At 34.9% G+C, this 23845-nt stretch carries 16 protein-coding genes, 9 tRNA genes and 2 riboswitches; all 25 genes read right to left on the reverse strand.

All coding sequences use genetic code 11. From position 1 onward, the window contains the following. Positions 1-619 precede the first annotated feature (619 nt). The 25 genes from C1Y58_RS25370 to C1Y58_RS25490 all read right to left on the reverse strand — a co-directional run bounded on the left by C1Y58_RS25370 (position 620) and on the right by C1Y58_RS25490 (position 23699). Positions 620-3040, reverse strand: a complete 2421-nt coding sequence (locus C1Y58_RS25370) for a TIM-barrel domain-containing protein (RefSeq protein WP_105619965.1) — start codon at positions 3038-3040, stop codon at positions 620-622. A gap of 175 nt (positions 3041-3215) precedes the next feature. Beyond that, on the reverse strand, positions 3216-4478 hold the full coding sequence (locus C1Y58_RS25375; protein ID WP_105619966.1) for a Gfo/Idh/MocA family protein: 1263 nt from the start codon (positions 4476-4478) through the stop codon (positions 3216-3218). A 118-nt stretch (positions 4479-4596) separates the two neighbouring features. After that, entirely contained in the window at positions 4597-5616 is a 1020-nt protein-coding gene (locus C1Y58_RS25380) for a PTS sugar transporter subunit IIC (RefSeq protein WP_105619967.1), read from the reverse strand. 188 nt (positions 5617-5804) lie between these two features. Continuing rightward, positions 5805-5902: riboswitch (glycine riboswitch) on the reverse strand. 192 nt (positions 5903-6094) lie between these two features. After that, complete coding sequence (fni, locus tag C1Y58_RS25385; RefSeq protein ID WP_105619968.1) at positions 6095-7108, reverse strand: type 2 isopentenyl-diphosphate Delta-isomerase; 1014 nt, start codon at positions 7106-7108, stop codon at positions 6095-6097. A gap of 69 nt (positions 7109-7177) precedes the next feature. Continuing rightward, positions 7178-8014, reverse strand: a complete 837-nt coding sequence (locus C1Y58_RS25390) for an AraC family transcriptional regulator (protein ID WP_170311697.1) — start codon at positions 8012-8014, stop codon at positions 7178-7180. A 293-nt stretch (positions 8015-8307) separates the two neighbouring features. After that, on the reverse strand, positions 8308-9207 hold the full coding sequence (locus tag C1Y58_RS25395; protein WP_105619970.1) for an HD domain-containing protein: 900 nt from the start codon (positions 9205-9207) through the stop codon (positions 8308-8310). Positions 9208-9531: 324 nt separating this feature from the next. Then, positions 9532-11349, reverse strand: coding sequence for an ATP-dependent zinc metalloprotease FtsH (gene ftsH, locus C1Y58_RS25400; RefSeq protein ID WP_170311698.1), 1818 nt, complete (start codon positions 11347-11349; stop codon positions 9532-9534). A 1064-nt stretch (positions 11350-12413) separates the two neighbouring features. Further along, positions 12414-14432 carry an ATP-binding protein gene (locus C1Y58_RS25405; RefSeq protein WP_105619971.1) on the reverse strand — a complete coding sequence of 673 codons (2019 nt, stop codon included), beginning with the start codon at positions 14430-14432 and terminating at the stop codon, positions 12414-12416. Beyond that, on the reverse strand, positions 14429-15523 hold the full coding sequence (locus C1Y58_RS25410) for a metallophosphoesterase family protein (RefSeq protein ID WP_105619972.1): 1095 nt from the start codon (positions 15521-15523) through the stop codon (positions 14429-14431). The genes C1Y58_RS25405 and C1Y58_RS25410 overlap by 4 nt, the downstream gene beginning before the upstream one ends. A gap of 162 nt (positions 15524-15685) precedes the next feature. Then, positions 15686-17629: an ATP-dependent zinc metalloprotease FtsH gene (gene ftsH / locus C1Y58_RS25415; RefSeq protein WP_105619973.1), complete on the reverse strand. Its 1944-nt coding sequence runs from the start codon at positions 17627-17629 to the stop codon at positions 15686-15688. Positions 17630-17772: 143 nt separating this feature from the next. Continuing rightward, positions 17773-17865: riboswitch (cyclic di-GMP riboswitch) on the reverse strand. Positions 17866-17932: 67 nt separating this feature from the next. Further along, the gene (locus C1Y58_RS25420; protein WP_105619974.1) at positions 17933-18925 is read right to left on the reverse strand and encodes an asparaginase; all 993 of its coding nucleotides are present in this window, start codon (positions 18923-18925) and stop codon (positions 17933-17935) included. Between the two features lie 172 nt (positions 18926-19097). Further along, positions 19098-19604: a hypothetical protein gene (locus tag C1Y58_RS25425; protein ID WP_105619975.1), complete on the reverse strand. Its 507-nt coding sequence runs from the start codon at positions 19602-19604 to the stop codon at positions 19098-19100. After that, positions 19595-20194 carry a J domain-containing protein gene (locus C1Y58_RS27120; protein ID WP_105619976.1) on the reverse strand — a complete coding sequence of 200 codons (600 nt, stop codon included), beginning with the start codon at positions 20192-20194 and terminating at the stop codon, positions 19595-19597. Before C1Y58_RS27120 ends, C1Y58_RS25425 begins: the two co-directional genes overlap by 10 nt. Positions 20195-20273: 79 nt before the next feature. After that, complete coding sequence (locus tag C1Y58_RS25435) at positions 20274-21143, reverse strand: DUF5685 family protein (protein ID WP_105619977.1); 870 nt, start codon at positions 21141-21143, stop codon at positions 20274-20276. A gap of 263 nt (positions 21144-21406) precedes the next feature. Next, entirely contained in the window at positions 21407-21616 is a 210-nt protein-coding gene (locus C1Y58_RS25440) for a hypothetical protein (protein ID WP_105619978.1), read from the reverse strand. 68 nt (positions 21617-21684) lie between these two features. After that, a complete protein-coding gene (locus C1Y58_RS25445; protein ID WP_105619979.1) occupies positions 21685-22383 on the reverse strand; it encodes a nuclease-related domain-containing protein in 699 nt (232 codons plus the stop codon). A gap of 117 nt (positions 22384-22500) precedes the next feature. Beyond that, positions 22501-22574, reverse strand: a tRNA-Arg gene (locus C1Y58_RS25450). A gap of 39 nt (positions 22575-22613) precedes the next feature. Next, positions 22614-22699, reverse strand: a tRNA-Leu gene (locus tag C1Y58_RS25455). 47 nt (positions 22700-22746) lie between these two features. After that, a tRNA-Val gene (locus tag C1Y58_RS25460) sits at positions 22747-22819 on the reverse strand. 43 nt (positions 22820-22862) lie between these two features. Then, positions 22863-22936: transfer RNA gene (locus C1Y58_RS25465), tRNA-Pro, on the reverse strand. Positions 22937-22959: 23 nt separating this feature from the next. Further along, a tRNA-Asp gene (locus C1Y58_RS25470) sits at positions 22960-23033 on the reverse strand. A 12-nt stretch (positions 23034-23045) separates the two neighbouring features. Further along, positions 23046-23122, reverse strand: a tRNA-Ile gene (locus C1Y58_RS25475). Positions 23123-23129: 7 nt separating this feature from the next. After that, positions 23130-23202, reverse strand: a tRNA-Thr gene (locus C1Y58_RS25480). 298 nt (positions 23203-23500) lie between these two features. Further along, a tRNA-Glu gene (locus tag C1Y58_RS25485) sits at positions 23501-23572 on the reverse strand. Between the two features lie 55 nt (positions 23573-23627). Continuing rightward, positions 23628-23699: transfer RNA gene (locus C1Y58_RS25490), tRNA-Asn, on the reverse strand. Positions 23700-23845: the final 146 nt, after the last annotated feature.

Genomic DNA, 23845 nt, shown 5'->3' on the forward strand with positions numbered 1-23845 from the left:
TAGAATTAAATTCTAACGAAATCAAAGTTTATTTCTTGGGTATGTGTTACACTGTTCAGTTTCCAATGTTCTAAATTATAACCTGCTGTTTTCGCAACAGAATTATATTCTACCAGATGTACTGATGTTTGTCAACAAGATATTCAAATTATTATTTGTTATATCATGTTATATATTAATAAATATTGCAAACATTACATCTTGTTTACTTTTTTGTCGTTTTGTGTTGTTTTCTTAACAACGAAGATTAGTATATCATCTCTCCCCTACACTGTCAACTACTATATCAATGTTATTATTTTCAGTCTATTTACATTATTAAAGTAACTCTTAAATGTGGGGAGAACTTATAGTTCTTAACATTTGATTATAAGAGTATACTGTGTCTTAAACCTTCCATATAAGCAGAACAGTTTCATCTACCTCCGTGCTGCTCTATATCTTTTAAGTAATCCTTTTAGAACTCTATTTGAAACTGTACAATTACAAAATGACACCCCTTCTTAGCTATCCTTTTTTGTACTAATTAATTTAGTTTCCTCATTCAAAAGGGTTTCTTATAAATAAAAAAGATGACCCCTATTTTACTAGAAGTCATCTTCTTAAAACATATTACAGTTTATTGGATACTTATTTCTGCTTCTTTTCCTGCTTTTATCTTAACAACATAGCACTGTCCGTAAATCCCCTCTTCAATATAAGCACCTTCATCAACTCTATCTAATTCAGTCATTGAATCGTAAACAGTTAATTCACTACCGTTCAGTAGTAATTGATTCCCTGTAACTTGATGAATTCGTAGGATATACTCCTCTACTTCCGGCTCGTATCCCCCTTCAATAGAGCTAAAGCCTATAACAGCATTTTCTTCTGTCTTTTGTGTTGTAATAAGTTGTTTGAAATAACCCATGTCCTCATACTCATAAGTCTGCCCATCATCTTCATAATACATGAACTGGCTTACCTCACCAGCAGGGAATACATCAATATAAATCCTTGAAGCTTCTTTTTGTCCTACATAATCCATATATTCCATGGTAGGTATGATAGCTCCTTCTTTAATAAAGAGAGGAATATCGCTCCATGTTACATTATCAACAGCATATTGAATGATTTGACCACCTTCATGAACAGTTCCATCAAAGTAGTCAATCCATTTACCTTCTGGTAAATAAATCTCTTTATTACTTTGTCCTTTTTCTACTACAGGTGATACTAATAGGTAATCACCAAACATCCAAGAATCTATTAAGTTTTCTACATTAGAATCATTCGGATAATCATATACTAATGGTTTTACAAGTCCTAACCCAGTTTCATAGGCTTGGCGTTCATAGCCATATATATAAGGTATAAGCTGATATCTTAAATGCATCACTTCTCTTACGGCTTCTTCTGCTACCTCACCATAAAGCCAAGGTTGTCTTTGTTGGTCTAAACGAGAGTGAACTCTAAAAATTGGTGTGAAGGCACTAAATTGCATCCAACGAGTATAGTTCTCTGGTGAAGGATTCATTCCATTAAAACCACCGGTGTCCATTCCCCACTTCACTTGACCGATATTCATATTGGATAGCATTCTCTCTCTTTGATTAGCCATGGAATTAAACCCTGAATTGATGTCTCCTGACCAAAGACCATAGGCATAACGTTGAGCACCTAAATAGAAATTTCGATTAATGGACCATACTCTTTGATCGCTATAGCCACGTTGGCCTTGGTAAAGAGCCATTTGCATATTCATATGTTGTAGATTATTACCTAATTCATCTGCTTCATCATTCCACCAACCAATGATGCCTGTGTCAAAAGCTTCTTTAGCATGATCAAAATACCAAGACCTTGCTACTGGGTTAGAAAAATCTATATCATTGGCTAATTTACCAGAAAAGTATTCTGGATAGTCTTTTTGATTAGGATAAAAGTAACCATGCTCCTCGGCATAATCCCCCTGAGTAGTTCCTGTTAAAATTCTTGGTTTCATTATTCCTGTTAGTTTAACCCCTTGCTGAAGGAGATCATTGGCTAGTTGACCGCTGGCACCATCAGGGAACTTTTCATTATTCCATCTGAATTCCCCATAATTATCTTCTCCCCAAGCTTTCCAATCAAAATCAAGTGTATAGTTATCAATCGGAAAGTCTTTTTCACGATATGTATCAACGATATCTACTAGCTCCTCTTGATCAATACCCCATTCACTATTGGTAAAGCCTAAAGACCATTTTGGAAACATTGGCGGCTTACCGCTGATTTCAGCTACTCCAGACATAATTTCTTTTGGTTCTCCAAGAATCACATAGTATTCAATATCTTTCTTTGAACTCTTTGAGAAACGGATTGTATCATCCTTTAATTTGAAAAGCCCACCATCGGAATCAAATAATAGTCCATATCCACTATTGGTCCATATAAGTGGTGCACCTGAATCTCCTTGCTGTCCTGCTTCAACACGTCCGCCTTTATCTCTACTTAAATATTTATCTGAGCTTTCAGTAGCATCAAAGCCATGAATCCCATAGAACTTCTGATCAGGAGAGTGACTAAAAGTTAGTTCATCCGTTATCGAATCTTCTATCGCTTGTTGAGTAAGAATTAAATTCTCATCTTGATCATATATTTTCAGCTCGTTAGCAACTTTATCAAATGCGATGGACATAGCATCTGTTTTCATAACCAAAGGATTGGCTTCAAGATCTTCTACAACATACTCCACTGGAACCCATGACGAACGCCCAACAACTCCAACACTTTCGCCTTTTAGTTTATCTGGTAGATAATTCACCTTTAAAATATTGTCCATACAATATTCTAGAATCGTTGCATTTCCATATACTGTAATACGAATCTGGCTACCATTTTGATGTACAAGAACTCTAGGCTCTTCTTTCTCTTCTTCTATAACATTTTCCTCTTCTGTTGCTGCAGTTGGTTTATTGACTTCAGTCTCTGTCTGAGTTGGAAGCTGATAAAAAAACAATGCTGCAACGATTATAATAGCTATAACCCCGCCCCAAAACACAAATACTTTTTTTTTCATAGATAAGTCCCCTTTTACAAATTTGATGCAATCGATTGCGCATCACTTATCTCTATCATAACATCCACCCCACCTGTTTGACAATAATAATACCAAGAAAGTATCCAACATCTACCCTAAAGCCCAAAATAAAACTAAAGACTAAGCCTATTGAGCTCAGTCTTTAGTTTAGCGATTATTTATTTTTTACTTCCTCGACGAAGTCTTCTATCTTAAGTACGCGATCGGTAACTCTAGATTCTTCTGCCGCAAATGCCATAATGTGACTTTGAACGGATATGGATGCTTCTGTCTTACCTTTAAGTTTGCCATCATTTCTAACTAACTCAACAAAGTCTTTCATTAAACCAGTATCGCCACCACCATGACCAGCTAAATCATTCGTTAACTTTATAAGTTCTTCATCATTAGATGGAAAATGCTTGATACGAATTTCGTTGTAATCAAAATCCCCTGTAATTTCTCCATGCGTTCCCATGATCTTAATGTGACGTCCACTATCTTTGCAGAAGGCAGTCATTGTTAAGCTTGCTGTAACGTTATTATCAAAACTCATATTAACGATTTGATGATCCACAACATCATTATCTGTTTGATAGACACACATACCGTAAGGACCTTCTTCTAGTGCTTTCTTACGTGCCTCATAACTTGTGTCTGGAGATATGACGGATACAGGCCAACCAACATTATCTGATAAGTATATCTTTTCAGCATTGTAAGCACATTCATTACCTGCTGGGCATCCATCAAGACAACGTTTAGGAGCTCCTTCAGGTGCATACTTCCCAGTAAAATAATCTAAAGAACCAAAAGAAGAAACTTTTACACAATTGGCTCCTACAAGCCAAAGAAGAATGTCTAAATCGTGGCAACATTTTTGTAAAATCATTGGGCTTTCTCTTTTAGAGTTACCCCAATTCCCTCTGACAAAACTATGTGACTGATGTATACGTCCAACATATTCATTATGATTAATAGTCATGATATCACCAATCACACGACGGTCGACTAGTTCCTTAAGTTTTGAGAAGAACTTGGTATAACGAAGGACATGGCATACTGAAAATACTTTGTGAGGATATTCTTTTGCTAACTCACCTAGTAATACGCATTCCTTAGCATTATTAGATAAAGGCTTCTCAAGTAATATATGGTAGTCCTTCTCCAAAGCAAGTTTAGTTGGCTCATAATGATCTTTATCAAGGGTTGCAATGATAGCCGCATCTGCTAATTTAGGTTGAGCTAATAACTCTTCCCAACTTTCAAAAACATTCTCTTTAGAGATGTTATGTGCTTCCATCATTTGCGTTCTTTTTTCTTGATCTGGTTCTGCTACTGCTACTATTTTTATATCCTTAGAATGTGTTAAAGCATACTTGGCATAGATGTTTCCTCTATCTCCTGCTCCGATAACTATCGCTGTCACTTGTTTCATCTCATCCATCTCCTTTATATAAAGTATTTCATCAGTAATTGTATTTAATACTATTATAGGAGAGGTTGACTCTGACGTCTTTATCAAAAAAGACTTGGTTTTTATGAATTTGGCTTTTTTATGCCTTGCTGGTAGCAGGGGTAACAGGTTTATATTTAATCAATCTAAAGACCTGAGCACCAAATATGCCTGCTAAGCTACCTGCAATTGCTGCTAAAGCTAAGGCTATGACGACATTTACTGGATCATTGAAAGCAAATGGTGCTAACATTCCTGGAATAGGTGCTGCAGTCCCAGGTGCATTATTAACAATACCTAAGCTGGCTGCAATGATTCCAGATACCCCCCCTCCAAGGAAATTAGAGCAATAAACAGGCAGTGGATTAGAGGTTATGATATCTGCCTGAGTTAGCGGCTCAAGCATCACTGAAACTACTTTTCCTTGATCTCCAAGTTTTAAACGCTTAAATATAATACCGTTTGTAAATGTACCACCGAAACAGGCTATGGCCGCAATACCCATAGGTAAACCTGTTAGACCTAACATGGCTGTTAATGCCATTGAACTCAATGGTGAGGTACAGATCATTTTAATCAAACCACCTAAGAAAAAGCCCATTAGAATAGGTGATTGTTCTGTTGCAGCCATTAAAGTTGTACCTACTGTATCCAATATAATTGTAACAAATGGATCACACGCTACAGCAACAAGACGCGCAATAGGTGCTAATATTAATGCACCTAAGATGATATTGATACCTTTAGGCAATTTCTTTTCTATATAAGGTGCAATCCATCCCATTAAATAACCTACAATAAATCCTGGTAGAATTCCAAAATCAGCGATAGCCACTGCAGTAACCAAAGCAAAAATTGGGTTTACTCCCATACTTAATGCTACTAAGGCTGCTGCTGCAACTCCACCCATGCCACCAGCAACACTTCCGGTCTCGTTTAAAAATTGAATACCTATGAAATCACCTAAAATATATTTATGTATCGCTTCTACAAGAAAGGTAGCTATAGCAGCATTGGCTAGGCCTGACATGGCTAGACTACCTTTTGGTGCCTTTAGACTAAATAATGAAAAAACACCTAAAACTAAGACAAGTAAAACAACACCCATTAATATTTCCATATGCTAATCCTCCTCAAGTTCTTTTTTATGCTCATTTTTAGTCCATATCTAGTCAACTAATTGTGAATTATTTATCACATCAACTATAGGAAAAAGCCTCCCTATAAAAGAACATAGTCGTAGTCCGACTAGGCAGGTTAATTGTTTCCCCACTAAAAAGAGCGCAAAAAGTAATAGCAAAGCTACGCTTTTTACGCCCTGTCCTTTTATCTGAAAGCTTCTTTACGTTGAAACGTAAATTTCTTCTTCGATGGTCAATTCATTGACTCTCTCCAGGGTAATGTCCAGATATTGTAGGCTGACCTGAAAGCTTCGATAGGTGTTTCAAGCATCACACCTTCTTTCTTCTCCGGTTATCTTCAGACTAAATCACTAAAGATATCTCCAACATCCTTCATCCATTACAATTTTAAATTCAATTATAGTATATTGAGAATTTCCATAAAAGTCAATGCACTTCCTTAACTTTTTTATTCTCTTATTTTTCCAATAACATCTTCTCCCAGTGATAGGGAACATACTGAATTTTACTTATATCACAACATCCTGTCAACAACATAAAAATTTTAAATTTATGCAATAAATCTTCAATAAAACTCTCTGTTTGGTGTAAACCATTCTTTAAATACTCGTCCAATACTCTACCACTCATACCAACGATATGGCTTCCTAATACTAGCGACTTAAAAATATGATCAGCTTTTTGAATACCACCACTAGCAATGAGTTTTAAATTCGATGCTTCCTGTCGACATTGATGTATACATACTGGAGTAGGTATACCCCACTCATAAAAGTCTTCATAAATTTTTTTGTTGTTTCTTTGATCTTCTATTTCGATGAAATTGGTTCCACCTTTTCCACTGACGTCAATATATTCTATGCCAACATCTTGAAGTCTCTTTGCCACTTCACCAGATATGCCAAATCCAACTTCTTTGACGATTATAGGACAATCTAAACGCTCCTTTAAACGAGCAATATGTTCTATTACCCCCTTAAATGAACGGTCACCTTCTGGCATGATAATTTCCTGAGCAACATTGATGTGGAGTTGGATAGCGTCAGCCTCTATCATATGAACTGCTTCATAAACATGCTCATATGATTGACCTGCACCGATATTGGCAATAACAACACCATCTCCCATGACTTCACGAACAACTTGAAAACTTGTCTTATCTCCTTTATTCTTAACAGCTATGGATTGAGATCCAACAGCCATGGGAATGTTAAATCTTTTTGCCACCTTAGCTAAGTCTCTATTCATTTTGTAAACTTCTTCAATTCCACCCGTAATAGCATTAATCATTATTGGATAACCAATTTTTTTATCAAGGAATACTGTAGATGTATCAATGTCATTAAAATCTATTTCAGGTAATGCATTATGGGATAACTTCATTTGCTCAAAATAATCGATTCCTCTATTACCAAATTCACATGCTTCAAAAATCCTAATGTGATCCTTCTTTCTATTTGCTCTACTCATGTGGCCACCTCATCTTATGTGTTTAATGTTGCTAAATTATAAGTAATCACTGTATTCTAACAGAATCCTCTAATAATTAACCATTGATTTAGAGTATTCTGTTGGTGTCATTCCTGTTATATCTTTAAATTGCTTGGAGAAGTAATGAACAGATGCATATCCCAGTTTATCTGCTATCTCAGTGAAACTCATTGAAGATTCTCTCATTAATTCTTTTGCTTTTTCAATTCTAACCTGTCTATAATAACGCATTAAGCTTATATTCATACGTCGTTTAAATAGTGCTTTAATATATGATGTACTTAAGTTAGTGTACCCCGCAATATCTTGAAGGCATAGATTTATATTGTAGTTCTTTCTAATGTACTCAATAATATGATCAACAATATCTTTTTCCATTCTTTCTTTTGTGGGAAGGGATTCTGGCAATTTTCTTTCATCTTGATTTTGCATCATTTCTAACAAAAAGGCTTCCAAGCTCATTTTAAGCATTTGTCTTATTACTGGATTGTCCTCAATTAATTCATGATGTTTATTTAAATGCCCTCTAGCTATTTTGATAAATTTTTTATACAGTTCCTTCTGTTCAGTATTTAATTGAAGTATCTTTTTTTCAAAAGTCTTCATTATATCTGAATGACTTACGAATGATACAACTACAACATTAGGCGCAACTTCACCATTAGCCCATAAACTATGAAATTCATTGGGCTTATGAAAAATCATTTGACCTGCATTTAGAACATAATGTTTCGTATCAGCCATAACTTCAAGAACACCCTTATCTACATATACCATTTCCCAAAAATTATGTTTTTCACCTTTAAAAACATAATTCTTAGCAAAATCAAAATAATAGAAGGTCATTAATGTATCTATCTCAATATAGCTTTCTAACTTCAGCATAAAAAGCCTCCACGGTTTTTCTTTCATTATAGCAGATTATGCTAAACTTGTTGAGGTTTTATCAGTACAAAAGTGGCTAACGCCACATTTAAACTGGAGATAGGAAAGTATGGTTCCTTGCGAGCAAAACGCAGTACTTTCCTATACCACAAGTAAAGTGACTAACGTCACGTTCCAAGTATGGGCAGGAAAGTATGGTTTGTTGCTTGATTATTTCGTTAGCGAAATATATCAAAAGTAATGAGGTTTGACGCCTCATTGCTTTTATAAGCAAAACGCAGTACTTACCTACACTAGAATAATAGACGTGTACCAATTCTTCTGTCATATTCTGACCATGTACCTTCTTTTGTTTCTTTTTTGATTTTTTCTATTTTATTCATAACTGCATCAGCTTGATCAGCTAGATTAACAATATAAGCCTCTGGCGTGTTTGCTGATTTAGGAGAACCATACTCCACTTTACCATGGTGTTGAACAATAATTCCTCTGAGTCTATCTTTAAACTCATCTGAATATAATGCTCCTCCTGCTTCAAAAGCTTTTTCAAGCATGGATAATCCAATAACAATATGACCTTCCATATCACCACGCATGGTTACTGTAAAAGGACCATTTGTATCGTACTCTACAATTTTACCAATATCGTGAAGTTTAGCTGCTAAAATAGCTAACTCTTTATGTTTTACATGATAACGTTCAGCATAAACCTTAGTTAAGTACATAACGTTTAATGTATGTTCTACCAAACCACCAAGGTAATTATGATGTTGAACCAATCCCCCTATGCCTTTTTGAAACTTCTCCATAAATGCAGGATTATCAAAAAAATAAGTATTCAACTGCTTCCCTTCTTCGGAGTGAATACTTGATTGAGTTAGTTCATCGAGTTCCTTAACATATCGGTCAAGATCTTCAGCTGGCAGTGATGGAAGAAAGTCATCCACATCTACATCTTCTACTTTTTTATAGGTATTGATTTCAATACCTCTGTCATTGACTGCCTTAGCTTCTATAACATCACCAACATTAAGATCTTTTTTGTAAGGGTTTATATTGACCTTCATATCACCGGTATCATTCCCAATAATGGCTATCAGTCGCTCTCCATTATCATTTAAGTTTTTAAAAATCATGAATCTACCCTGAAACTCATTTTGCTTTTTCGCATCTTCTATTAATAATTTACTCATAAACTTCATCCTCTTCAATACTTTTTTTCTAGAGTTAGTATCTCATTAGCAGTATATCAATATGCTTTTAAAACTTGCTAGTGGATGAAGCTTTTTCCAAGTAAGTATAAAAAACCTGATTCATTAATATGAATCAGGTTTTTCGTTAGAAATTATAAGGGTATCAATAGATAATCCTACTTGGTAGATTCTATCTTCATCTTGAATAGCTAAAAATTTAAAAAGACGATTATCTTCTACACGATTTTTAATTTTTGTTACCACATAAAAATTTGTATCTAAGCCTTTATTCCCACACAAAAAAAAAGGATAACAACTGTTATCCTAAATCAACTCTCCGTTTAATTCAGTTTGTCGAAAGTCATCAGCATCAGAAAAATCCATCTGTTCAGTATTTATCAGCTCTTCCCCAGCTAAAATCATCTCGATGTCATCTTCTGAAAGAGTCTCTTTTTCTAATAAAGCTTTAGCTAGATTAGTAAGGTAATACTTATTTTCAATAAGCAATTCCCTTGTATCATGGTAAAGCTCATTCATGAGCACTCTGCACTCAGCGACTGCATTTGACTCACTACCCTGATTGAGTAGTTTCATATTCAATAAACCTAGTTTCTCACTCATTCCATATTTGTGAACATAATCACTGATGATACTCGTTGCTTTTTCAATATCGTTACTAGCACCAGTTGTTATTTCGTCTTCTCCAAAGATAATCTCTTCAGCAGCTCTACCAGCTAAGCTAATCATAACTTGACTTTTCATATCTTTTTTTGAGTAATACATCTTGTCAGGAGGAATATTCATACTAAAGCCACCTGCTCCCTTGGCACTAGGGATGATGGTTACCTTTGTCACGGAATTACGTGGTGCTACCAGTTTAGTCATTAGTGCATGACCTGCTTCATGATAAGCTGTAATATGTCTATCATGCTCATCGATCATACTTCTATCCTGCTTTTCAGCGCCTGCTACTACTGTATAAAATGCTTTGTCGATATGATTCATTTCTATAAATCTACTACCATCTTTTGCTGCAAAAATTGCTGCTTCATTGAGTAAGTTTTCCAGCATAGCACCGCTAAAATACACCGTTTGTTTTGCTAATTTTTCTAGATTAATTTGTTCACTTAAAGGTTTATTACGAATGTGTAGACTTAAAATGCTCTCCCTCGCTTTTATATCCGGTAAACCAATTTCAACTTGACGATCAAATCGTCCTGGTCTTAACAAGGCTGAATCCAATATGTCCAATCGATTGGTTGCAGCAATAACTACAATCCCTTCACTATCCCTGAAACCTGACATTTCAGTTAGAAGAGCATTCAGTGTTTGGTCACGTTCATCGTTACCACCTGCTGCTCCTGCTGTTCTTTTCTTACCAAGCGCATCAATTTCATCAATGAAAATAACTGCTTTACCATGTTCTCTTGCTTTTTTAAAGAGCTCTCTGATCCTGCTTGCCCCTACACCTACATACATTTGGACAAAGTCAGATCCTGATACGGAGAAAAATGGTACGTCGGCTTCACCTGCTATAGCTTTAGCCATGAGAGTTTTACCAGTTCCAGGAGGACCGTAAAAGATAACCCCTCGTGGCATTCTAGCTCCATATTTAGCATACTTCTCAGGTTTAATGAGAAAATCTATGATATCCTTAACGGATTCTTTAGCTTCTACATTACCTGCAATATCTTCAAAAGTTATGCTACTGGCATTAATAGCTTTAAAATCCATCTTCATTTTATTACCTTGTTGATTCTGACCCATTTGTTTATATACGAAATAGAATATCCCTAGAAAAAGTCCAATGAAAAGGATAGCCTGAATGAGTTGGATTTGTGAAGATGTTTCAGATTCTACTACCTTTACCCCGTTTATAAGTAGAAATTCTTTGAAGTCTTCACTTCTAGGGTTTGGAACTATATAAGTTATGTCTTCTTCCCCATTGAGTTTAACTTTTATATCTTGAGCGTCGGATGTTATAACTTCACCAACTAAATTTTGTTCCACTTTATCTAAAAATTCATTATAACTTAAATTAACTTGTTGATCTGTATTCATTGTTATTAATACCACCAATATGGCAAGGATTAAAGCCGACATAATTGTAATTATTATTTTATTATTTTTAATATACTTCAAAGCTTTCCCCCTTTCTCGACAATAATATTATATAATTTACAGCACGTTACGTCTATGTAAATTAAAGGAATTATATCCATCTATAAGAATATTGGTAAGAGGGGCCAAGCGTATATACAAGAAAAGGACAGCCAGCGCTGTCCTTTTCTAAGGAGAAGGTATTTATATTTTGGGTGTAGCAAACAACAAAAACCTTAATCATATGGGGGTTTTACAATTATTATTATAGCAATATTTATGCCATAAATGTGCATAAAGATACATTTATTGCCTTTTGGTTTTCGTGCATTTTTTATATTTATTTACAGATTTATCTTCACTTACCCATTTTAATGTTGAAAATCTACAAAAGAATAAGTAGTTAATTGAATATATTTATTATTCAGAAATTAATGACTTAGATTCATGAATTCTCATATCATGTTATTTTTAGATAGTAAAAAAGCAGCATCGCTGCTGCTTTAAAGGAGAAGGTATTTGTTCTTTTGGGGTGTAGTAAAACTAAACAATCTATATTATATGGGGGGTTTACATCTATTATTATAACAAAAAACGTGTATACAGTGTGCATAAACTTTCACTATTTGTCAAACTTTCGTTGTATATTTTTATACGACAAACTAATTTGCTGTAGAATTCTCTATGCATAAAGTCTTATTTCTTATTCATAAATCATAAAGTCTTTGTATCCTGTATTTTTTTGTAATAAATAAGAGTATCCGTTAATCAATTCGATCACGTAAGATGGCTATTCCGCCGAAGATAAGAGCATACTTTTGCATAGCAAAAGAGGCAGCCAACGGGGCCGCCTCTTCATTGCAAAGGAGAAGGTATTTGTTCTTTTGTTCAGTATAGCAAACAACGTAATCTATATTAATATGGGGGGGTTACGGTGAATATTATATCAATATGCAAGCCAAAAGTGTGCATAAAGATGACTTCTTTTGAAAATTTATTTTGGCTATATTCACATAAGGCTATAAAGTATTCCTTCTACTCACTTAAAATATAAACAAATAAGCACCATATTGTGTATAAATCCCTTTCTCCCAGGTATTATCTGGCTATAAAGTAATGTAGTTAAATGAAATATTTAAATTTTTAAGTATTTCTCTTTCTCTATTATGGCACGTAAAAAGTATAATTTGATACTCTTGTGAAAGTTTGTTTAACAACTTTAACATGGCGTTTAGCCGTTGTTCATCAAATTGGATAAAACTATCATCCAAGATAAGAGGAGCTTTTATCGATAGGATTTCCATCATACTAAGCCTCAGCGCCAAATACATTAAATCTTTTGTCCCGGAGCTTAACCGTTCAACCTCAACAATTTTATCCTCTTCTTCATCAAAAACTCTAAGATTTAACTCCTCATCTACCTTAATATTTCGATACTTGCCATCTGTAAGTAGCCCTAGTTTTGTGGATAACTTTTCTTTTAGAAGGACTTGATAATCCTCATTCATTCGAGAACATAGTTCTTCTAAAACCACTTTAGCTTTTTCTGTCGCTTGCTTTTCTCTTACATGTTCCTCCAATCTTTGCTCTTTTTCATGAAGTTCTTTTTCTATTTCAGCTAAATGCCTTATACCTTCAAAGACCAATTGTTGGCGTTCCGATAAACGACTTAATTCTATCTTGATAGACTCTTCTTCCTTCAAGATGGATGGATCAATAGGAATAGAACCTCCCTTTGGCATTTCTTCATCAATGAGATGAAGCCATTCTTTTTTTTCTTGTAGGCGTTTTTTAGTCTGTATGAACTCATTGATACCATCTCTTACAGTAAAATATTCCTCTTCTCCCTCCACTAAGAGGGGTAAACCCATGCGTCGATTATCCAATTCTATGAGTGCTTTGTCTACCTCCAATATTCTTTGGCGGATACCCATTATAGCTTTCTGTTGATCCCCAACATGTTTATTTGTGCTCGACCTCTTATAAAGGAGAACAGAACCAATTGTAAGGAATCCACATATCACTGAAAAAATATAATAAATTGTCTGCCCCATTAAAGCTAAATACATACTCCATATACAGACACATAGCGGTACTATGCCAATCATTAAAGGTGCTCTATTAGCCTTCTTCTCTGTAATAGACGATTCTTGAATCATAGTTTTATCTTTTAAAACCTTTAGGTCCTCACGCTCTTTTTTTAAAGCCTTACTTTCCTTATAGAGCTCATAAGCCTGATTCAATGACTTTTCAGAAAGATGCTCGTAATACTTATAAGTATCTAACTTTTCTTCAAGATTTTCAATTTCTCTTTGAATTCTAAGGATTTTAGCTTCTTTCTCTTCATTAATTACTTTTTGCTGCTCAGATCTATGATACTGCTGCTCACTAATGGTCTTATGAATATCCAACTCTTTTATCTGTAATTCCTGGATACGTTCTGTTAATTCATTATTTAATTCTTTTTTCTCAAACCATCGATGTCGTTCTAATTTAAGTTGATTAATTTGCTCTGTTATTTGACCGATAGGACTTTTCTTTCTTGTTTCTGAACCTAAATCATGTACTTTACTCTCTAAGGCTTGTATGACTCCGTTAATGGACATGTCGCTAGCATCAGTTTGATTAAGACTTTGATAATAATCTTTTAACTCTTCACTAAACTTTTTCTCAGGCTTTAAATGAAGTTGCTGTATATTCAAGATATTTTTAAAATAATGCTCACTGATATCACCTACTAAACTTAAAGGTAAATAGGCTTTGGTACGCTTATCGTAGACACATTGTCCTGTTATATCTTCACCTGTCGACATATCCATAACTTTAATTTCTTCATGATATTTAGAGAAATCTCTTTCAATACGATAGGGTTTACTTTCTTCTATGATAATACTTCCTTTATAACTATCAGCATTCCATGGTTTATACTGTTCATAGTCAGATGTGTAACTTCTTTTTTTTATGTATGGTTTATAGAAACCAAAGAAAATCCCCTTAATAAAACGTTGGAGAGTTGTCTTACCTGATTCATTCTCTCCATATATAAGGTTTATACCTGGCTTTAAATCAATATTTTTTTCCTTATACTTGCCAAAGCTTTTTAGTCTTAAGGTTTTAATGATCATAGATCCACCCCTTTTTCGTTAAGAAGTAACTCTAAACCTATCTCCAATGCTCTTTTATTGACAGGGTCATCTAATCCTTCAGCCTTCATCTGTTGAATAAAGTCACCTATAATAGTGTGGCTGTGTTCCTTTTCAATACTGTCAAAGTCTAGTAACGTATCTCGCTCATCAATAATCTCTGAATAAAATACTTCTTCACTAACTTGCTGTTGGATATAGCTTATATCAATCAAACGTCTAAAGTCTGCTTGTCCTTTTAGGATGATTCTAAAAAGATCGTGATTATTGATAGATTGCCTTATATCATTAATGATATCTGCTTCAAAAGCGTTGGGTTGTACCCTTACCTCAACTTTTTTATAATGACGTTTTGCTATGGGTATAAACTTCTTGTAAATAATATGATCCATTATCTCCCCAGCAATAAAACCGTGTTCATGACCCTCTCCAAAATTTAAAGCTTCTGGACTCCCACAATAGCAGATTTCATCTGTAATAAAAGCAGGTCGATGTATGTGACCTAAGGCCACATAATCAAAGTTTTTATCCTTAAGGGATCTTATATCCAATGGAAGATAATTGCTTTTTGTATAGGCATCACCATGGGCTAGTAGTATATGATGACCTTGTTGATTTCGCTTATGAATCGACTTGATTGCATCATGTTGAACGTATTTTTCATACCAACTATGACCATAAACTGTGGTCTCATGATCCTCAAAATAAATAGATTCCTTATCCTTCGTAAAAAGATGAACATTTTCTCCCCATGATACACGATTATAGAAGGATTTATCACCAAGTATTGGATCATGATTACCTGCTATCATGCAAATATGTGTATCCACTAATTGTCGAAAGGCTTCATTAATTTGTTGCAGATCATTAGTAGTAACATAGTCATTTTCAAAAAGATCTCCTGCTATGAATAGGTAATTTACTTTTTTCTCTTTAACAAAGTCTAATATATGTAAAAAGCTGCTCATAATTTCTTGTCTTCTTTTTGAAGCAACATGCAATGGTAATCCTGTGAATGGACTTCCAATATGTACGTCACCTGTATGTACAAAGGTTATCCCATTGTCGACCAACTCCCTTCTTCTTCATTATACCTTTTAATATCATCAATGTAAACGAACAAATTTTCGTATTTTCATCTATACTATCCTTTCCTACTCCAAAATAAAAAGAGATCTAGTAACTCCAATATGGGGTTCCTAGATCTCTTAATCTCTTTATCCTTCGTTAATCGATTACTCTTCTGAGGTTAACTCTTCAGATATCGCTTCATCTGACTCTACTTCTTTTGAGCCTTTAGCCTCTTCTGAATCATCGTTATCCTTTTTACCTTTTAATGTTTCCTCATGAGGTTCTTCTTCACGAAGTACCTCCTCACCATTGAGAATCTTCTTGAATTCTTCACCACTGATGGTTTCATATTCAAGTAAAAACTCAGCAGCTTTAATAAGCTTATCTTTATTCTCTTCTAAGATCTTAACGGCTTGTTGATGCTGTTCTTTAATGATCTTCAATGTCTCAAGATCAATTATTCTTTCTGTTTCATTACTACAGTTTCTAACTGGACGTCCATCTAAATAACGAGAGCTTGCTGATTCTAAAGCCATCATATCAAATTCATCTGTCATACCATAGATTGTAACCATACGTCTAGCTGTTGCTGTTGCTCTTTCAATATCATTGGCTGCACCTGTTGAAACTTGATTAAACATGATTTCCTCTGCTGCACGTCCACCTAACATAACAGCTAATTGTTCTTCCATTTCTTCCTTTGTTACTAGGTATTTATCTTCAGTAGGTAACTGCATAGTATACCCTAAAGACCCCTTTGTACGCGGTATAATGGTAATCTTATGCACCGGATCCGCATTTGGAAGTACTTCTGCAACAAGTGCATGACCTATTTCATGATATGCCACAGATTTTTTCTCATGATCAGAAAGAATTCTGTCTTTCTTCACTTTACCAGCTACAACTATTTCAAATGCTTCCTCTAAGTCTTTTTGCTCAACCAATTGTCTACCGTGCTTAACCGCTAATAATGCAGCTTCATTGATGACATTGGCTAACTCAGCACCTGAAGCACCTGAAGTCGTTTTCGCAACGGCATTTAAATCAACACTATCTGACATCTTAACTTTCCTAGCATGTACCTTAAGGATAGCTTTACGACCTTCTAAATCAGGTCTGTCAACAATGATTCGACGATCAAAACGACCTGGACGTAATAAAGCTTGGTCCAACACTTCAGGTCTGTTGGTTGCTCCAAGTATAACAACCCCTTTAGATGAATCAAAACCATCCATTTCAGATAATAGCTGATTTAATGTTTGTTCTCTTTCATCATTACTACTCATATTATTTTCACGACTCTTACCAATAGCATCGATTTCATCGATGAAAATAATACAAGGAGCTTTCTCCTGAGCTTGTGCGAATAAATCACGTACTTTAGCAGCACCCATACCAACAAACATCTGAACAAATTCTGAACCTGAAATCGAAAAGAATGGTACTTTAGCTTCTCCAGCTACAGCTTTGGCTAATAATGTCTTACCTGTTCCAGGAGGACCTACTAGTAAGGCTCCTTTAGGAAGTTTGGCACCAATACTCGTATATTTCGCTGGTTCATTTAAGAAGTCAACCATCTCCACAAGAGACTCTTTAGCTTCTTCCTGACCGGCAACATCATCAAATGTTACACCAGTGGATTGCTCAGCATAGATTTTGGCAGAGTTCTTTCCAAAGGACATAACACCGCCGCCCATACGTTTATCCATTCCCTTCATCATAAAACGCCATAGGAAGAAGAATATTCCCATTGGCAGTATCCAATAGAGCAAAAATTCTACTAGAGCATTGGATTGCTGTGGAATGTACTCATATTGCACACCATACTTCTTATCCCATTCATTAATTCTATTGGCTAGATCTAAATCTGGAAATACATTAGTATAATAGATCTTTTGAGATATGCCGCTATCTTCTTTGACAATGACTTGAAGTGAGGTGCCAGAATATGAAACTTTTTCAATTTTCCCAGTTTCACCCCATTCGATAAATTCATCATAAGTGATATATTCAGTGGTTACCTGCTTAAAGGCATAATTAGCTAAAGACAGAAACCCAAATGCTATGACAAAATATATTAGTGCAATTCTTATCTTTTTATTTTTCATATCGTTAATCTTAATCCTCCTTGAAAGACCTTAGTTTTGTGTAACAAATCCCCTAATTCTCTTCAAAAAGGTAAAAAAAGGGCTTCCTCTAATGAAGAAGCCAAATAAAAGGAAATTTATAGCTTAGGATAAATACTTTTCATTTCGGCAGCCAGGCTACCTTCCATCTTGCCCCCCGATGCGAAAGGCCCTCGGCTTTGCGTCCCTATTTCGCAATAGGTTTGCCTTTGTCACCGAAAAGTATTACTTGCACCCTAAAATCATATCATAAATTTCCATAAAAAGCAACATAAAATTTAGCTACTATACCTTCTTGTATAAATCTTCTTCAAAAATCTCTTTTATTTTATCTACATCTTGTGTTATACCGAGTATTAACATGAGTTTAATTCGGGCTTTTTGTCCCGAAAGATTATCACCTAAAATGATACCTTTATTTCGCAGCTCTCTCCCACCACCATGATAACCATAGGAATCCAAAACTCTTCCCATAGGACAACGAGATACAAGTACGACAGGTATTTGACGCTCAATGGCCTTCGTAATGCCATCAACCATTCCAGGCGGCACATTACCTCTACCCATACCTTCAATTACTATACCTTTATAAGATTGATCCACTAAATAATTGATGATGGTGGAATCCATACCAGCAACCGACTTAATTAAAGCTACCTTGGGTTGAATTTGATCAGTATCGATAATTTGTCGATGCTCTCTTCTTCTATAATAGATCACTTGGTCTTGGTCCACTATACCTAATGGCCCAAAATCCATGCTTTTAAATGTATCTAAACTAAGAGTATGACTTTTTGTAACCTCATCTGCAGCATTAACTTGGTTGTTCATAACTACTAGTGTACCTTTATTCTTTGATTCGTCTGAACATACTGTACAAATTGATGCCGCCAAGTTAGATGGCCCATCATAACCTAGCTCACTACTGTTACGCATAGCACCTGTTACAACAACAGGTTTATCTGAATCTATTATTAGATCAAGGAAATATGCTGTTTCTTCTAAACAATCAGTTCCATGGGTTAAAACCACCCCAGCTATATCTTCTCGAAGTAACTGTTCTTTAGCTATACTAGCTAATTCCAACATCTTCTCAGGAGAGATATGTGGTCCAGGAAACGACCCATAATGGATAGCTTCAATTTCTGCCATCTTCTCAATCCCCGTTACTTTAGCCATTATTTCATGTCCAGATAAGGCAGGTATTGCTGCATGTAATCTTTCATCAACCTTCATTGAAATTGTACCACCAGTAAAAATAACTGCTACTTTTTTCATGCTCTCACCCTCTTATATATATTGAACTAGTACTCATTTTTTTTATAATTAAGGTAATTTCATAAGTACTTTAACTTCTTATAATAATATGTTAATCCCCATGTATAAGAAAGTCATATGTTTTTAAATTACCTCGTTAGTTCAATATGTATTTTTTGTATCAACTAATACCCTATTTAATCCTATTTCTTATGTGTTTGATGTAGTAATGTATAAAATAACCAAACACATAATCATAGCAGAGTAATAAGACTTCCCCAATTATAATCAACCATATATTCAGTTGCAATGGTAACATATACCTCATTATAAAATAAGATAATATTGCTAAAAGATTTAATGTTACAAGTTTAATACCAATTTCTAGTCCCTTTGTATTCTTTGTAAAACAATGTCTTTCTATCAGCTCTTTTAAAATGCTATAAGGACCTAGTATCATTATATAAATTGCTATATCAAATTTATTTGGTACTAAAAAAAAAGCTAATAAGCAAGATGTTATGAAAAACATCCAACTACTACGTATTTCTGTCTCGACAACGACTACCCCTATGATTAATGCCGCCGCGAAGAGAAATATTAAGGTATTGCTTTCGATGATAGAGGCTAAATACAAAAACACTTGATTAATGGCTAATAATATGCCTAATAATGCTATGTTCTTTCCATTTAACAACATGCGATTAAGTCGCCTCCCATGCATTCACAGCAGCAGTCTGCGCATAACAATTGCGTACAGCAACCTAAGTTACTATTTCCACCACCGTATTGATAAGATCTAGTTTGATAAGCATGTTGTCTGTTCTTCAGTCGCTCATAATATTGGCGATATTCTGTATTAGATGGATCCATGTTCATTGCTTGCTGAATAAAGTTTAATCCTTGGTGATGAGAACCCATGTATATAAGGGATACCCCACTCAAGAAATACCATTCAGCTGTACGGTTAGACATATTTTGAAGCATGCTATAAGCCTCTTGGTAGCGTCCAGCAACTATATAGTTACGAATAGTTGCAAAACTACTATCTTGATTACTATAAGACTGGTTATAGTTGTTTTGATTAAAAGTACCATTCCCTTGCTGACCACTCATTAAACTATCATAAGCCTCTTGTACTTCCCTAAACTTTTCTGATGCTAAATCAGCTAAAGGATTATCAACATATTTATCTGGATGGTATTGCTTGGCCAGATTTCGATATGCCTTTTTAATTTCTTCCTTAGAAGCACCTCTTTTGATACCTAATACTTCATAAGGATCTTTCATAACTTCCACCTCAATTTCTTTCATCTAGATAAAACTCAACATTAAGTCAAGTTTATGTGAAGCCCAATCTATTTCTTCTTTATATTAAAGTTTTTGATTCTACGTAATCATTAAGTTCTTCTTCATTAACAGCCATTTGCTCTCTTTTCAAACATGCGTTAATGCGCTTCATAATACCCGAATAGAAGATGTTATCAATAATACTCTTATCCATAATGAGGGGTAATTTATCCATTTCTTCATCAACAATGGAGAGTTCAAATAATAGTAAATCATAAAGCTCATCTTTAGATATATGATTATTGTACTTTAATGGATTATAGCGTTCCTTTTTCTGATCCTCTTCTAGGTCATCAACTGCATCCAATAAGTAAACCAATTTCCCAAAAGCAAATCCAATTTTTTCAAGATAAGGTTGCCAAATATCTTCCTTATACACAAATATCTTAGACATGATACTTGCAAATATATTGGAAACTAAGTCTATATTATCTTCTTCCTTTTTTTCTAGCTTATGAAGCTCCTCTAACCTTGATTGAATCAATTGGTCTAGTACTTCATAGTCACTTTTGGCTTTATTATATTGTCTTTTTAGTAAACCCATTCCTGATAGGCTTTTAATACTCTTCTCATCCTTCCAATCATCCATTAATTTATGATAGGCCAGTATCACATTAATGGCAGCAACATAATCCATGATCTCATTAGAGATGATCATCTGCTTTTTTGTCGGATGTACATAGCATCTTTCATTACCAATTGTCGATACGGGTTCATATAATGATGTCAACAGTAAAACAAGAAAAGTCATATCATAATTTAAAGTAAATCGACTAATTTCACCATAGTTCCGCTTTAAAGTTTTGCATAGACCGCAATAATAACCACGGTATCGATAATACTCTTTAAACTTTAATTCCATTTTATCAATTGTGATATATCCAAACATTCAATCACCTAATTTATCATATCATATTTTTGTGTAATTGAAAATTAATCAACTTAAATAAGTAAATTTTAAATAGATGTAAGTAAACCAAAAGAGAAAGTAATCTTACTTTCTCCTTTGAGTTACTTCGACATACAACACTTTTATAACCTTTTAATAGGTTCATTATAACATTAAAAGATGTCCATAAAATATACAAATTGTGACTAAATCTTTAACATTTACTTAAACCCAACTCACAATGCTTATCATGTATATTTGGGTTAATCATCTTTAAGTGTAATCTTAGCAAAGTGCATCATCTTTTTCAGTTTACAAATATGCTTAAAATTCTTTACAATACCCATACTCTCAATAATGATCATAGCCAATAGGATGAGCATGGCTGCTGTATAGCATTTTTTTCTGGTATCATTATGCTTGCACTTTTTTTTATGTTTTGTATGGTAATCGTACTTATATCTATTTTTCATCCTGAAACCTCCTAAGAATAATTTTAACTGCTTTTATTTTTTACCTTTTATAAAACAATCATAAATAATTACCGATGGTAATTTATGGACTGATATACTTTTTTGGTTTGAGGACTTCGCTTTTTATTTATCTTTAGTTTATTTAAGAGTTTTTCCTCTGATTGAATAATACGTTTATCCCATTTATTTAGCTGAATTTGCAAGTGTGGATTATTAAAATACAAATATCCTTTTATAGGATACTTTATATTCTGTTGATTAAAATAGCTTCGCAAAAATTCTTCTTGTCTTGATAACTGTTTTAGTGGGTTTTTAACCTGTTTTGATTGTCTCCCTTGTTTAGGATAGCTCTGTGTTAATTGATTTCCTTCTATAGTTCCTGATAACTTTCCAGAATAGTTCTTCACTTCCACAATTGAGACTTCAGTTGGTCCTATAATAATGAAATCGTACTCAATAGTTTTACCTCTCACTGTAATGCACTTATTTACAATTACATCATATCTTCTTGGAAGTTGCTTCAGAAGTCTCAGTACTTCCTTTTCTCCTTTTAAACCCCCTTTTAGAACATTGACTTTTTTCATTCTTTGCCGCAGCAATACCACGTTTATTATTAATAGCAAAATAAGCATTAACCAACCGTATTGCCACGCCATTACGAAGAAATAAACAACTATAACTGATAGTAATATTTGTAATAGGATGATACCATAATGTTGATATATGTTTCTTTTAATAGTGTTCTTTTTCCTCTTAATACGTGCCATATGAAAACCTCAATTCTTTTATCGATTATTAAGTAATTTAGCTAATCTAACTAGAGTTAAACACTGTATATCAAAAAAACTCCTTATCCACTTGAGTAAGCAAATAAAGAGTTATAACGTGCGCAGAAGGATTTGAACCCTCGGCCTTCTGATCCGTAGTCAGACGCTCTATCCAGCTGAGCTATGCGCACATGTATTAAATTCAATTGCGTGGTATAAATCTTATTTAATGCCGGAGACCGGAATCGAACCGGTACGATCGGTAAAGATCGCAGGATTTTAAGTCCTGTGCGTCTGCCAGTTCCGCCACTCCGGCACAGTAATTAAGATTTATGTGTGATTTTACAATAGAAAATCACTTAATGGGCGCAACAGGGCTCGAACCTGTGACCCCCTGCTTGTAAGGCAGGTGCTCTCCCAGCTGAGCTATGCGCCCACGCTTGTATAAGAATTTTTTAAAGAAATTCAAAAACTTTTAATCTGGATGACAGGAATTGAACCTGCGACCTCTAGAACCCCATTCTAGCGCTCTACCAAACTGAGCCACACCCAGTTGTTGCTACTTAAATGAGAAAACGACCCAGAAGGGACTCGAACCCTCGACCTCCGGCGTGACAGGCCGGCGTGCTAACCAACTGTACCACTGGGCCAATTTAATTAAATGGTGGGCCTTCAGGGACTCGAACCCCGGACCGTCCGGTTATGAGCCGGATGCTCTAACCAACTGAGCTAAAGGCCCCTATTTAAGCCGACGATCGGACTTGAACCGATAACCTGCTGATTACAAGTCAGCTGCTCTGCCAATTGAGCCACGTCGGCGTATATAGGAATTATATACTAACATCACTTTCATTCATACATCACAGCCGCAGCGTCCTATCGGACCAGCTACTCTTGCCTCATTCGAATCATAGATTCGTCTGCATGAATTGAGCCACGTCGGCGTATATAGGAATTATATACTAACATCACTTTCATTCATACATCACAGTCGCAGCGTCCTATCGGACCAGCTACTCTTGCCTCATTCGAATCATAGATTCGTCTGCATGAATTGAGCCACGTTTGCGTATATAGGAATTATATTAAAAATAATATGGAGATTATCCTTAATAAGTGACCCGTAGGGGAATCGAACCCCTGTTACCGCCGTGAAAGGGCGGTGTCTTAACCGCTTGACCAACGGGCCATAAATGTACTTTGCGAAAAAATTAAGACTTTCAACTTTAATTGAAAATCTTGAGCTCCCCGAGCTGGACTCGAACCAGCAACCCTTCGGTTAACAGCCGAATGCTCTACCATTGAGCCATCGAGGATCATGCTATACTGAGATTATACTCTCAAAATTACACATTGAAATATTATCATACATCAGGTTCTTTGTCAATAACTCTTACTAAATCTTTTTAGGTCAAGACCTCGACCTATTAGTACTGGTCAGCTGAACGTATTGCTACGCTTA

It is taken from the genome of Vallitalea okinawensis (assembly GCF_002964605.1).
In the GTDB taxonomy this organism is placed as follows: Bacteria; Bacillota; Clostridia; order Lachnospirales; family PQDH01; genus Vallitalea_A; species Vallitalea_A okinawensis.

Bases quoted from the DNA above. Each gene is read 5' to 3' on its own strand.
- C1Y58_RS25370 (WP_105619965.1), bottom strand. From the start codon at position 3,040: ATGAAAAAAAAAGTATTTGTGTTTTGGGGCGGGGTTATAGCTATTATA.
- C1Y58_RS25375 (WP_105619966.1), bottom strand. From the start codon at position 4,478: ATGAAACAAGTGACAGCGATAGTTATCGGAGCAGGAGATAGAGGAAAC.
- C1Y58_RS25380 (WP_105619967.1), bottom strand. From the start codon at position 5,616: ATGGAAATATTAATGGGTGTTGTTTTACTTGTCTTAGTTTTAGGTGTT.
- fni (WP_105619968.1), bottom strand. From the start codon at position 7,108: ATGAGTAGAGCAAATAGAAAGAAGGATCACATTAGGATTTTTGAAGCA.
- C1Y58_RS25390 (WP_170311697.1), bottom strand. From the start codon at position 8,014: ATGCTGAAGTTAGAAAGCTATATTGAGATAGATACATTAATGACCTTC.
- C1Y58_RS25395 (WP_105619970.1), bottom strand. From the start codon at position 9,207: ATGAGTAAATTATTAATAGAAGATGCGAAAAAGCAAAATGAGTTTCAG.
- C1Y58_RS25405 (WP_105619971.1), bottom strand. From the start codon at position 14,432: ATGATCATTAAAACCTTAAGACTAAAAAGCTTTGGCAAGTATAAGGAA.
- ftsH (WP_105619973.1), bottom strand. From the start codon at position 17,629: ATGAAAAATAAAAAGATAAGAATTGCACTAATATATTTTGTCATAGCA.
- C1Y58_RS25420 (WP_105619974.1), bottom strand. From the start codon at position 18,925: ATGAAAAAAGTAGCAGTTATTTTTACTGGTGGTACAATTTCAATGAAG.
- C1Y58_RS25425 (WP_105619975.1), bottom strand. From the start codon at position 19,604: ATGTTGTTAAATGGAAAGAACATAGCATTATTAGGCATATTATTAGCC.
- C1Y58_RS27120 (WP_105619976.1), bottom strand. From the start codon at position 20,194: ATGAAAGATCCTTATGAAGTATTAGGTATCAAAAGAGGTGCTTCTAAG.
- C1Y58_RS25435 (WP_105619977.1), bottom strand. From the start codon at position 21,143: ATGTTTGGATATATCACAATTGATAAAATGGAATTAAAGTTTAAAGAG.
- C1Y58_RS25440 (WP_105619978.1), bottom strand. From the start codon at position 21,616: ATGAAAAATAGATATAAGTACGATTACCATACAAAACATAAAAAAAAG.
- C1Y58_RS25445 (WP_105619979.1), bottom strand. From the start codon at position 22,383: ATGGCACGTATTAAGAGGAAAAAGAACACTATTAAAAGAAACATATAT.